This is a genomic window from Archaeoglobaceae archaeon (assembly GCA_038734275.1).
Classification (GTDB): Archaea; Halobacteriota; Archaeoglobi; order Archaeoglobales; family Archaeoglobaceae; genus WYZ-LMO2.
On record JAVYOO010000001.1, the window covers coordinates 46,353 to 58,825 of the forward strand.

Sequence of the window (12,473 nt, forward strand, 5' to 3'; positions counted from 1 at the left end):
AATCTGGGAAAGTTTTAAGGTTTCATAAGCAGCTAAGGAGCATGGAAATAGTGATCGTTGGTGCGGGAGCGGTTGGAATGAAAACCGCTTCCAGAATAAGAAGGAAGGATCCTGAGGCGAAAATTACCGTTGTGGAAGCGGGCAAATGGGTTTCGATGAGCAGATGCGGTTTGCCTTACTTTGTCGAGGGAAAAGTTGGCGGTATCGATGATCTTCGAAAAACGCCCTACGGAGCAATCAGGGATCCAGAATTTTTCAGAGGACTGAAGAATATAGAAGTGCTCACTGAAACGAAGGCTTTAGGCATAGACAGGCAAAGAAAAGTGCTGAAAATCTCAAGAAATGGTAGCGAGGACGAATTGAACTACGACTACCTTGTATTAGCCACTGGAGCAAAACCTGTTAAGCCAAAAATCCCCGGAATTGATTCTGAGAAAGTATTGGGTTTACATACTCCAGAAGATGCTCAGAAGATACTTAAATTCGTTAAAGATGGTGCCAAAAAGGCGGTTGTCATTGGTGCTGGATTTATAGGGCTTGAAGCCTGCGAAGCTTTAAGAACACTCGGACTTGAAGTCACGCTGATCGAAGCGTTGGACAGAGTGGCTCCGACGATGCTTGATCCAGAGATCAGCAGGCTCGTGTCAGCCCATTTGAAGGAAAAAGGTGTAAAGGTTCTGACTTCAACGAAAGTGGAAAAAATTGTTGAAAACGGAGGGCTTAAGATCTACGCGGGCAAGGAGCTTGAAGCGGACTTTGCGGTCGTTGCAACGGGGGTTAGACCAAACTCAGAGCTTGCTGGCAACGCTGGGCTAAGCGTTGGAAAATTCGGTGGAATTGTTGTGAACAAAAAGCTTCAGACCGACGACAGTTGCATTTATGCTGGCGGAGACTGTGTTGAAACCGTAAATCTGCTCACGGGAGAGAGAGTTTATGCACCTTTTGGAGACGTTGCAAACAAACACGGCAGAGTAATTGCGGACAACATAACTGGCGGAAACTCAACTTTCCCCGGAGTCCTTGGCACAGCAATTTTAAAGGTTTTCGACTTTACAGTCGGTGTAACAGGGCTTAACGAGGAGAATGCGAAGAAATTCTTTAGAGTTTCGAGTGTTCTTGTGTCTGGACTTGACAGAACTCACTACTATCCCGGAGCGGGAATCTTGAGGATAAAGCTTGTTTTTGTCGAGCGTAGTCAAAGGCTTATTGGTGCTCAAATTGTAGGCAATGGAGATGTGGATAAGCGAATAGATGTATTAGCAACTGCAATACTTGGCAAAATGACTTTAAATGACTTGGAAAACCTTGATCTTGCCTACGCTCCACCATACTCCCCCGCATTGGATCCGGTGATCACTTCTGCACACGTTGCCAAGAACAAGCTTGACAGCCTATTTAAAGCGATCAGAGCTGAAGAAGTCAAGCAAATGCTTGAAAGAGGCGAAGATCTGCTGATCCTTGATGTCAGGAATGAAGCTGAGGCAAAGAATTTCAAAATAAGTCTGCCGAAGGTAGTCAATATACCGCTTCCCGAACTGAGAAAAAGGCTTGGAGAGTTACCAAAAGACAAGCTGATCGTTGTTGCATGTCCTCTCGGGCTAAGGGCTTATGAAGCAAGCAGAATTCTGCTTGGAAAGGGCTTTGAAAAAGTTAGAGTGCTTGAAGGCGGATTCCCCTACCTTCTAACTCTTTAATTTTTTAAGCACGCGAAAGGAAAAATCAATAAACAATTCCGAATTCCTTAATCACATGCCAGCTACGATCATCGTTGGAGGCTTTTGGGGAGACGAAGGAAAGGGGAAAATAGTGGCTCATGTCGCAAATACAGACAAGCCGAGCATAATTGCTCGCGGTGGAGTTGGCCCTAACGCTGGGCACACTGTTGAAATCCAGGGACAAAAATTTGGAGTTCGCATGATCCCCTCTGGCTTTGTCTACAAACCCGCCCGCTTACTCATAGGGGCGGGAGTTCTCGTTAATCCCGAGGTTTTTCTGAAAGAAGTTGAACTTTTGAAGGTTGCGGATCGTGCAAAGGTTGATTACAGATGTGCTATCATCGAGCCAAAGCACTGCGAGTTCGACAGAAGTGCAGATCACTTACGAAAGATTGGCACAACCGGGAGTGGCTGTGGACCTGCGAATGTGGACAGGGTTAACAGAATTGCCAAGCAGGCTAAAGACATTCCTGAACTCAAGAATTTCTTAACAGACGTGCCTCTCGAGATCAACACAGCCCTCGAAAAAGGTGATTTTGTTCTGGTCGAGGGTAGCCAGGGCTTTGCTTTAAGCCTTTACTACGGCACTTATCCTTATGTGACTTCCAAGGATACTACTGCTTCAGCAATCGCAAGCGACGTTGGCTTGGGACCCACGAGGGTTGATGATGTCATCGTAGTTTTCAAGTGCTTCCCCACAAGGGTTGGAGCAGGTCCATTCCCGACTGAGATGCCAGTTGAAGAAGCTGAAAGGCTTGGAATCGTTGAATATGGCACGGTAACTGGAAGGCGGAGAAGGGTTGGCTACTGGGATGGGGAGCTTGCAAGGTATTCTGCAATGATCAATGGGGCAACTCAGATCGCGCTCACTGGTATCGACAAACTTGACAAGGAATGCTATGGTGTGAATGAGTGGGGAAAGCTTACTGCAAAGGCAAAGGAATTCGTCGAAAGGGTAGAGAGTGAAGTAAAGGTTCCCGTAACGCTGATCTCTACTGGTCCGGAGCTTAGCCAGATCATCGACTTGCGGAAAGAAAAGCTTTGATGATCGACCTGCACATCCACTCGAATTTCTCAGACGGCAAAGCAAGCGTTGCTGAGATCGCAAAGAAGGCAAAGGAGATCGGGCTTAAAGCGATAGCAATAGTAGACCACTCTATAGAGCTCGGTTTTGGGCTTGATGAAATAAAAGCCAAGCGAAGGGAAATGGAAATTGAGGATGCCAAGGCTATTTATGGAATTAAGATCTATAGTGCTATCGAATGCGGGATAAACCATAGCGGAGACATTTTCTTGCCAATGCACGATTTCGATTTCATAGTCGCTTCTGTGCACGAGAATGCGATGAATTACTGCGAGAGAATCATAAAATGCATAGAAAACAACAGTGTCCACGTTTTAGGGCATTTGTTCTCCGACATGTTCGAATTTTCAAGAGACCCAAAGCTTGAAGAAAAATTAATCGAAGCCCTTGAAGCTTATGGCGTTGCCTTAGAGATTAACTCGACGCACAAATGCCCTCCTGACGACTTTCTTATAAAATGCTCTGAAAGAAAAATTAAAGTTTCAATTGGGAGCGATGCCCACAGGCTTGAGAGTGTTGGCAAAGTTGAGTGGAGCGAGCAAAAGAGAAAAAAGTATTTGAGCACTGCGAAGCTATTCAACCCATGAACCGCATAACGCTCACGGTTGATGCCATAATTCCCTATGCTGGAAAAATCGTGCTTATAAAAAGAAAGAACGAGCCATATAAAAATTACTACGCACTCCCGGGCGGGATTGTTGAGTATGGTGAAACAGTTGAAAATGCGGTGCTTAGGGAAGTTAAAGAAGAGACAGGGCTTGAAGGTGAGATTCATAGCCTTGTTGGAGTTTATTCTGATCCAAAGAGGGATCCGAGAGGGCATTTTGTCTCAGTATGCTTTATAGTCCTTCCAAAGGGAGGAGAATTAAGGAGCGGGAGCGATGCTAAGGAAGTAGCCCTTTTCAGCCTCAAGAAGCTTCCAAAGCTCGCTTTTGACCATGAGAAGATGATAAAAGATGCGGAGGCGAAGCTACATGGAATTCTGTCCGAAGTGTAAGAAACTGATGATCTACGTTAGCAACAAGGCGGTCTGTAGGAAGTGTGGCTACGAAAAGGAGGTTGGAGATCAGAAAGTCGTTATTAAATCTGAAAAGAACAAAGAAGACATTCCAGTGATCGAAGGGGAAAACGTGAAGACTTTGCCAACAACAAGAGCGATCTGTCCAGCTTGCGGAAATACTGAGGCTTTTTGGTGGATGAGACAGCTGAGAGCTGCTGACGAAAGCGAAGTGAGATTTTTCAGATGCACGAAGTGCGGTAAGACTTGGAGAGAATACAATTAAATATTTGAAAATAACTTTTATTGATGATCGAAATCAGCGATATTAAAGCAAGAAGAAAAAGACTTGGGATCACTCAGAAGGAACTTGCAGAGCTTGTTGGTGTTAGCCAGTCGCTTATTGCAAAACTCGAATCTGGAGTTCTGGATCCTAAGCTTTCGTTGATAAAGAGAATAATCAATACTCTTAACGAGCTTGAAAGCAAGAACTACTGGGCAAGAAACATTATGAACTCCCCGGTGATCATTGCGGAGTCATCTGATAGTGTTAAGAAGATCGCAAAGATTATGATCGAGAAGGGGATTTCTCAGCTTCCAGTCGTACAAGGGGAAAAGATCATTGGTAGTGTCACTGAGAGAGGCATATTTAAGGCATTTTTTGAAGGAAAAAGTGATATTTTGGTCCGCGACATCATTGAAGAGCCGCTCCCTGTTGTGAAACCGAGTGAGAGCATTTTCGAAATTTCAAAGCTATTGCTTGAGCACCCGGCGGTTTTGGTAGTAGAAGGCAGAAACATTCTGGGATCATCACCAAACACGACATAATGAGAGTTAGCACGAAATGATGATTTTAATTATTTTTAAGTAGATTTATAATTTCGAAAATTATTTCATTATTGACCACGATAATCTTAAATACTTCGCATAGATACTACTCTTGTCCAAACTCTACGAGCTGAGTTAGCAGGTAGTTTAAGAGGGTGAGGAAAATGAAACGAAAAATGTTTTTGGCTTTGGTATTGGTGCTTTCAATAACCCAGATAGCATCAGCTCAATGTTCAGAGCAAACACCACCAATAATCTTCGTCCACGGTGGCGCTGGCTCAGGAGCGCAGTTTGAAAGCCAAGCAATGCGTTTCACGAGCAATGGCTATCCAGCAGAGTGCTTAATGGTTTTCGAATATAACAGCTCTGCTTACTCTGTAAATCCAACTTATCAGGCACAAACACTTGCTTTGCTTTCTCAGAAAGTAAACGAAACTTTCGAAAGTATTGGTAAGCCCGTGCTTATCGGCCATTCCCTGGGCACGAGAGTTGTTTACAACTACACTCTAATCTACTCAGATTACGTAGACAAGGTTGCAAAGATCATACTCGTTGACGGCATTGCAAATGTTCCCGCTCCGAATGTTCCTACGCTCGCAATCTTTGGCAGACCAACCGCTTTAAGACCACCCGGAGCGAATGTTACTGAAGCTACGAACGTTTACATTCAAAATCAGACACACGTTGAAGTCATGACCTCTCCAGAGAGCTTTGTCGAGATGTTCAAATTCATTACTGGCAAGGAGCCAGTCACGAAATACATACTGCCTGAGAAAGAAATAGAGCTTAAGGGAAAACTTGTTTACTTCCCCTCCAACATCGGGCTTGAAACTGGAACTCTAAACATATACGAGCTAAGAGAGGACGGCTTCAGACTTAGCAACACGCCTGTTGCAACTTACACGATCACCGACGGCACTTGGGGACCTTTTAACGCAAAGCCGGGAGTTAGATATGAGTTCGAATTCGTAAGGGATAACAACCTCACGATGCACTTCTACAGAGAACCATTCCTGAGGAGCGATTACTGGATCCGCTTCCTTGTTTCACCGCCTGGCGGTATTGCGGAGTATGCAAGCAGAAGTGACCAGCACACCAATTTGCTCATAATGAGATACAAAGAGATCTTAACTGAGGTTGATCCGCTTTATGTTAAAGCAGCTGATGATCTGAAGATCAACGGTGTCTCAGTATGTGATCCGAGAATTTGTAATGTAAGCAAAGCTTTGAACGGTCCAACAGGAATATGGATCTTCGACAACAATTCTGATCAACAAAGCGTTCTGTATCCTCCGAACGCCACCTATCATGCCCAACCCTTCCAGACTGGAATTGATTACTACATTCCCGCTGGTGCTCCGGATCAGAGCATAAACGTTACAATATTTGCCCGTGGTGGGGGAGTGCAAACGCTGAAGGTTCCTAACTGGAAATCCTCCGAGCACCGCGTAATATTGCAGTTTAACGACTACGTGCAGACTTATCTGCTGGACTCAGATGCTGAGATCCTTGTGCCATACTATGCGGATCCGTTTGCAGTCGATATAAGCTCAATGCCGAAATTTGAAGAGCTAAGCGGAACTGATTGGATCAAAGTCGACTTGCCGGAGCCTTGCAAGACTGGAAATGGGAACCAGAGTTTCATAATGGTCAAGAAGGGCAGTGGTGCGAATGCAAGCAAACTCCTCTTCTACCTTGAAGGCGGTGGAGCCTGTGTTGATTTCTTAACCTGCAGACCCTTGCCTGAAGGCACTGTGGTTAAGCTCGATCTGAACTTCACAGAGCTTATTGCAGCCTATAACATGGGCATATTCGACTTCAGCAACCCATTGAACCCCTTCCGTGATTGGACTGTAGTTTTCGTCCCATTCTCAACTGGAGACTTCCATCATGGCAACAGAGTCGTTAAATACTACAACATAACAAATCCAAGCAATCCTACTGAGAACAAGACGATCTACCATGTTGGCTATGTTAATGCAATCGTAGCAATGCGCTGGATCAACCAGACAACCTTTGACAAAGTCGTTATCGCCGGCTCAAGCGCTGGAGGTTTTGGCTCAATTCTGCATCACTACAAAGCCTACGAGATCTTCAAGAAGCCAATTACAGTCATAAACGACGCTGGACCGGGAATAAGAGTAAGTGAAACAAATCCATTCAACTGGGCGGTAACAACCGCAAGATGGGGTTCCTTGCAGAACTTCCCCGCAGAGTCGATCAGCTACTTCAACGACAAGGACTTACTGCACTTCCTCGACTATTCGTTGCCAAGGTGTGAAGGCTGTATTTATGGCCTCTACGAAGATCAATACGACTTCATAATTGCAACTCTTAGGGCAAACGAAACAGATTTCAGAGCACAGTTAATGAGTCTAAGCAATGAAATAAAAATGGCTCACAAGGACAAGTTCTTTAGGTTCTTCGTGCTCGATTCGATGCACATGGTCCTTCCAAGCTGTTATGGCTTCCAGCAGTGCTATGCTGTTGACAGATTCTACAATTTGAATATAAGCGGTTACTACTTCTACCAGTGGGTCAATGCTTTGCTCGCTGGCAGTGGCAAAGACATTGTAGAAGAGAACTGGATTGGTCCAGTGGAGAAAACTGTAAGAGGGACTGAGCTTAAGAGATACGTCTGGACTGTTGATCGACCGCCGTATGGAAGCTACGACAAGATCGCAATTGAGAGAGTCGTGAACGAAAGCATTGTAGGCGATAAACCAGTGATCCTAATACTGCCAGGAACATGGTCGAGCGGAGAACAGCTTGCCAATCTGTCATGGAACGACAATGGCTGGATCGATGTAAACGAAGAATACGCTCTTGTGCCATTCCTTGCTAATCGTGGCTTTGATGTTTACACAATTGACTACAGAACACACTTCGTGCCAAATGACACGACAGACTTCTCTTTCATGTTTGAGTGGGGCTGAGTGAACTGGATCTGGGACATTAAGACTGCGGTTGAGAAGATAAAGCAAATTTCGGGCAAAGAAAAGATCTACCTTGCTGGAGAGAGCTTTGGTGGAATCGCAGCACAGAACTACGCAACTCTATTCCAGGAAGATCTGAAGGGTCTAATCCTGCTCGACGGCATGGCGAGGGTAGGAACAAGAACGAACAGCTACAATCTGACTGCAAATCTCACTGCAATGAAATTGGGAGCAATTCCTTACCAAGTGCCTTCAAATGGTGGACCGAACAACTGGCACATATGGGTTGACGCCATAGTTAATCCTTCGCCGATAAAGAACATAACACTGCTTTCTGGGCTTTCCACATGGTATGTTTTCCCAGGAGCAGCAAATCCATTCAGCTATCCATGGGCGATATTGATCCCGCACGTATACTTCGCAGTCATGGCGACATTTGATCCATTCTGGTCTAACAGGCTCAATTTAGACAGATCAGCGTATGCGGACTGGCAGAATTGCCCGTATTTGCCATTTGACTTCGACGATCATTACAGCGAGATTACTGTGCCCGTGATCTCATTTGTAAGCCAGTGGGGCTACAATCTCGGACTACTTGTTCCGGGCTTCGGAGGGCCATGCGTAAACCCGACTGGAAGCGATGACTTCACTTGCATTCTCTTGCAGGGCTATGGACATCTCGATGTTTACAATGGGCCCTTCATAAGAAAAGACGTAAATGAGCCACTGCTTAACTGGATGCTTGGAATTGAAGACGGAAGCTGGGATGTCTGGAGAAATTATGACAGCAACGGCGATAAGAAAATAGACGATAGCGAGCTAATTCAAGCTCTAAGCGCTTATCATGGAGGAAGCCTGAGCATGGCTAACATGACGAAGGTTATGGTAAAATGGATTGGTAGCTGAGGTGGTTTAAATGAAAGCTCTTAAAATTTTTGCCCTCTTAATTCTGAGCATTTTCGCAGTCTCGGCAGCTGAGATCACACTCGAGGCTAATAAAACCGTAATGCCAAAGGGAGATGTTGTGAAGGTTGATGTCTATGTTAATGGCACGAACGTCGCCTCTGTAATGTTGAATTTAACCTATGAGCCAACAAAACTTAGTTTGATCGACAGGGTGAGGTATGGAGTGTTTGGAGAGGAGCAGTTCAAGACTGGTGCAAATTACGTTGCATTCATTGGCGTTGGAGGCAGTGTTTCTGAAAAAACTAAGATCGCAACCCTAAGCTTTAAGGCAGTTGGGGTTGCAACCACTACAAATATAACTCCCGTTAGTGCAGCTGTGAATGGCAGTTCGGTTCCAGTTTTGCCTGAAAAAGTAACGATCACTATTCTTGACTACGAGGTCATAAACTCAACTTGGAGAGATCCTTTTGCAATCAGCATTGCGGGAATGACAAGCTTTGCTTCTTTGCCCGTAGATGATCCGAGTGATGGAATAAACTGGACAAAGGTTGATCTGCCTGCGGACTGCAAGAATGGTGTTGAGAACAACACTTTCATAATGGTTAGAAAAGGTAGCGAGAACAAGGTTCTGATCTACCTTGAAGGCGGTGGAGCATGTTCAAGCTATGCAAGTTGTGGTGGACCAGCAAGCACAGTTACAACTCTTGAACCAGAATTCGACACGGGAGCAAGACCGCTGAAGAGCACTTATGTAAGGGGAATTTTCGATGTCAAGAACCCAATGAACCCATTCCGCAACTGGACGATGGTCTTTGTGCCTTATGGCACTGGAGATATCCACATGGGCAACAGGGTTGTTAAATACTACAACACAAGCAATCCTACTGAGAACAAAACAATTTACCACGTTGGCTATGTTAACGCAATTGTAGCGATGCGCTGGATCAATGCAAGCGGGAACTTTGATCAAATCGTAGTCACTGGCACTTCCGCGGGAGGCTTTGGCACAATTCTACACTTCTACAGAGCTTCGGAAATATTTGGTAATGGAATCATTGCAATAAACGACGCCGGCCCGGGAACTGCGCCGAATGTGACGAGCGCTTTACCACCTGCAGTCACTGCAGAGAAATGGGGTTCAATGCAGAATTATCCACCGCAATCACTGCCATACTTCGCAGACACCGACACGATCAGGTTCCTCAACTGGGCATTAAATGGCTCCGCTGGTGGCTGTGGAAACTGCATCTATGCGCTATTTGAGGATCAGTGGGACTTTATAATTGGTCCATACTTCCAGGGCTACAGCTTCCCCGATTTCCAAGCAAGGCTGTTGAATGCGATTGCGAGCATAAAGGCTAACTTCAGCGATCGCTTCTGCTCCTACTTGCCACTTTCAACATATCACACCGCTTTCGCAGGTGGCTACAACTATCCCGCAGGAGATCGATTCTACAATCTGCACATCGACGGCTACACGCTTGTCCAGTGGATTAACGACGTGCTTAATGGAAACTGCGTAGACAAGAGAGATCTCGGTTTAAGAGACTTGCAAGTCGAAATTTTAAGTGCTCCAAGCAGTGCAATCGTTGGCAATGCATACAACATAACCGTGAAGGTTAGCAACGTTGGTAGTAACGCAACTCCGGATCCGTTCTTCGTAATCCTTTCCAATGCAACCGCAACGCTTGGCTACAAAGTAATGACGCTTCCAGCTAATTCAAACGTTACGTTCAACTTCACTTGGATTCCAACTAGAGCTGGAACGGAGAGACTTAATGTGACTGTGGATGGTTTGCTTGTCCCAGCTTTGGTAACACTTCTGCCTCTTGGCTCTGTTGTTGAGCTCAATGAGGCTAACAACACGAGAAGCATAACTGTAAGCGTGTGTCGTGTTGAAGCTGCATCCATTACGGTGAACAACTGGTTAACGCCCTATGAAGTCGTGCTCGGTATGCTGCCAAAGACTGCAAACGTCACCCTTCCAGATGGGAGCGTTGTAGCGGTCAATGTGCAGTGGCTTAATATAACCGATCCGGAGTTCCCGCAATTTAACTACACTCCAACAGCTTCAGCATTTACTCCTTCATATATAGCGACAGGTAAAGTAGTAATTCCAGCTGTTTGCACTGGTGAAGCAATTGTAAGAACCAATGTCACTGTAGCAACACCTTTATTGCCAATCTACTGGCCAAATGCTGGAATATATCCAGACGGAAGACCGCTGAACATAACCGACAAGACACTCTTCAATCAGCCAGGAAGATATGAGAAAGTAACGCTCAGCTTTGGAGGACTTGAGAGGACTTATTACTACTATGTGCCGACTTCTTACAATGTAAGCAAACCAACTCCACTCGTTCTCGTCTTCCACGGCGGAGGCTCTTGTGGTTTAGCACAGATGCTTGCTGCTGACGACTTTGCGGAGCAATATGGCTTCATACTTGTAACCCCAGACGGTTACGGCTGGACATGGAATAGAACGAGAGACGTTCCATTTGTGGAGAAGATCATCGAAGATATGCAGGCAAAGTTCAACATTGATAAGAGCAGAATTTATGCTATGGGAATTTCCATGGGCGGAATGATGACGACTTATGTGCTTTACGATCTATCTGACAAGATCGCCGCAGTGGGAATCGTTAGTGGCTCAAGAGTCCTCGCAAGTGAACTGATGAATGGAACACTTCCACCCAGACCAATGACAGTTGTGATCAGCGCTGGAACCGGTGAGCGTGTAACAGGAAATCCAATAAACGAGCACTTAAATGGCAGAAATGCAACACAGTTACTCATTCAAGCGTGGAACTGCACTCCAACTCCAGAGACTAAATTCTGGCCAAGCAATCAGAATGATCCCAACACGAATGTGACGAGATATGTTTACACAGGTTGCAAGAACGGTGTTAAGGTTGTTTACTTTGAAGTCGGCAATGGCGGGCATGCATGGATGGGTGGGCTACAGTATGGGATTCCAGCATCAATCGGTTGGGTTACAAAGCACGTGAATGCATGGGACGACAAGGATGGAATGTGGGCTTACTTAAAACTGGAATCCTTACCCTCTCCAGTTATCCCCACCACTCCACGCCCAATACTCGGCGGCGGTGGTGGCGGTGGAGGAGCAATGCCGGGAGTGCCAGTATACATAACCGCATATGAAACAGTAAAAGCAAATGAAGAGAGCATAATAGATCTACCGCAGAGTGCTTTCTGGGAGACAAATGTTGTTGCACTCTTGATACTGAGCTCAGAGGACAACAACATCCGCTTCAGGATTGAAAAGCTTAAAGAACTGCCACCTGGAATTCCAGAGCCGAAGGGAGACTTAGTAGTGCTAATACTGAGCATAGAGCCAACTCTGAGCAAAGAAGCAAGCATTAAAGGAAAGATCAAATTCGGAATCCCAATAGAAGAAATAAAAGCTAAAGGCTTCGATCCAAAGGCTGTCGCAGTAATTCTGCTAAAGTGGAACGGCAAGGAATGGATCGAATTGCCTACGAATTTCGTTGGCAGTGATGGAAAATACAACTACTACGAGGCTGAAACTACAAGCTTTAGCTACTTCGTCGCACAGCTAAAGCCTTTGGAAACTCCAAAGCCGACAACACCAGTGGCAACTCCACCAACAACACTCGTGACAACACCAACCACGACTCCAGCTGAGAAACCGTTCATTCCTGGCTTCGAAGCAATCTTCGCAATTGCTGGAATGATAGCGGTGGCTTATCTGCTTAGGAGGAAGAAAGATTGATAATTTATTTTTTATCTAAATTTTATAGTTTTACATTCAAGATTTTCATTGTCTTACATTTCCAGTTCTCAAGAACCGCTTTGAGTTCAATAATAATGCGGGGGGAGGGATTTGAACCCTCGAATCCCTACGGAACTGGCCCCTCAAGCCAGCGCCTTTGACCACTCGGCAACCCCCGCTTTTTTATAAACAAGTGGATATAGGCATATTAAACTTTTGGTAATTCTTGGTCATAAGCTGAGGAAAGCTTTTC

At 45.4% G+C, this 12,473-nt stretch carries 9 protein-coding genes and 1 tRNA gene; 9 read left to right on the plus strand and 1 reads right to left on the minus strand.

Annotated features, from left to right (window positions below):
• Positions 1 to 41: 41 nt before the first annotated feature.
• From QXI54_00285 to QXI54_00325, 9 genes are all read left to right on the plus strand, one after another.
• The gene (locus QXI54_00285) at positions 42 to 1,694 is read left to right on the plus strand and encodes an FAD-dependent oxidoreductase (GenBank protein MEM0301592.1); all 1,653 of its coding nucleotides are present in this window, start codon (positions 42 to 44) and stop codon (positions 1,692 to 1,694) included.
• A gap of 55 nt (positions 1,695 to 1,749) precedes the next feature.
• A complete protein-coding gene (locus QXI54_00290) occupies positions 1,750 to 2,760 on the plus strand; it encodes an adenylosuccinate synthetase (GenBank protein ID MEM0301593.1) in 1,011 nt (336 codons plus the stop codon).
• Positions 2,760 to 3,386 carry a PHP domain-containing protein gene (locus tag QXI54_00295; GenBank protein ID MEM0301594.1) on the plus strand — a complete coding sequence of 209 codons (627 nt, stop codon included), beginning with the start codon at positions 2,760 to 2,762 and terminating at the stop codon, positions 3,384 to 3,386. Before QXI54_00290 ends, QXI54_00295 begins: the two co-directional genes overlap by 1 nt.
• On the plus strand, positions 3,383 to 3,796 hold the full coding sequence (locus QXI54_00300; GenBank protein ID MEM0301595.1) for an NUDIX hydrolase: 414 nt from the start codon (positions 3,383 to 3,385) through the stop codon (positions 3,794 to 3,796). The genes QXI54_00295 and QXI54_00300 overlap by 4 nt, the downstream gene beginning before the upstream one ends.
• Complete coding sequence (locus tag QXI54_00305; GenBank protein MEM0301596.1) at positions 3,774 to 4,082, plus strand: transcription factor S; 309 nt, start codon at positions 3,774 to 3,776, stop codon at positions 4,080 to 4,082. The genes QXI54_00300 and QXI54_00305 overlap by 23 nt, the downstream gene beginning before the upstream one ends.
• Positions 4,083 to 4,105: 23 nt before the next feature.
• Entirely contained in the window at positions 4,106 to 4,624 is a 519-nt protein-coding gene (locus tag QXI54_00310; GenBank protein ID MEM0301597.1) for a CBS domain-containing protein, read from the plus strand.
• A gap of 164 nt (positions 4,625 to 4,788) precedes the next feature.
• Positions 4,789 to 7,560 carry a pectin acetylesterase-family hydrolase gene (locus QXI54_00315; protein ID MEM0301598.1) on the plus strand — a complete coding sequence of 924 codons (2,772 nt, stop codon included), beginning with the start codon at positions 4,789 to 4,791 and terminating at the stop codon, positions 7,558 to 7,560.
• On the plus strand, positions 7,561 to 8,466 hold the full coding sequence (locus tag QXI54_00320; protein MEM0301599.1) for an alpha/beta hydrolase: 906 nt from the start codon (positions 7,561 to 7,563) through the stop codon (positions 8,464 to 8,466).
• A gap of 10 nt (positions 8,467 to 8,476) precedes the next feature.
• Complete coding sequence (locus QXI54_00325) at positions 8,477 to 12,220, plus strand: pectin acetylesterase-family hydrolase (protein MEM0301600.1); 3,744 nt, start codon at positions 8,477 to 8,479, stop codon at positions 12,218 to 12,220.
• Positions 12,221 to 12,316: 96 nt separating this feature from the next.
• On the opposite strand, the gene QXI54_00330 is transcribed toward QXI54_00325, so the two are convergent.
• Positions 12,317 to 12,399 (minus strand) — tRNA-Leu (locus QXI54_00330).
• Between the last annotated feature and the right edge of the window lie 74 nt (positions 12,400 to 12,473).

What these genes read in the sequence shown, in the direction of transcription:
- QXI54_00285 (MEM0301592.1), top strand. Translation starts at nt 42, where the DNA reads ATGGAAATAGTGATCGTTGGTGCGGGAGCGGTTGGAATGAAAACCGCT.
- QXI54_00290 (MEM0301593.1), top strand. Translation starts at nt 1,750, where the DNA reads ATGCCAGCTACGATCATCGTTGGAGGCTTTTGGGGAGACGAAGGAAAG.
- QXI54_00295 (MEM0301594.1), top strand. Translation starts at nt 2,760, where the DNA reads ATGATCGACCTGCACATCCACTCGAATTTCTCAGACGGCAAAGCAAGC.
- QXI54_00300 (MEM0301595.1), top strand. Translation starts at nt 3,383, where the DNA reads ATGAACCGCATAACGCTCACGGTTGATGCCATAATTCCCTATGCTGGA.
- QXI54_00305 (MEM0301596.1), top strand. Translation starts at nt 3,774, where the DNA reads ATGGAATTCTGTCCGAAGTGTAAGAAACTGATGATCTACGTTAGCAAC.
- QXI54_00310 (MEM0301597.1), top strand. Translation starts at nt 4,106, where the DNA reads ATGATCGAAATCAGCGATATTAAAGCAAGAAGAAAAAGACTTGGGATC.
- QXI54_00315 (MEM0301598.1), top strand. Translation starts at nt 4,789, where the DNA reads ATGAAACGAAAAATGTTTTTGGCTTTGGTATTGGTGCTTTCAATAACC.
- QXI54_00325 (MEM0301600.1), top strand. Translation starts at nt 8,477, where the DNA reads ATGAAAGCTCTTAAAATTTTTGCCCTCTTAATTCTGAGCATTTTCGCA.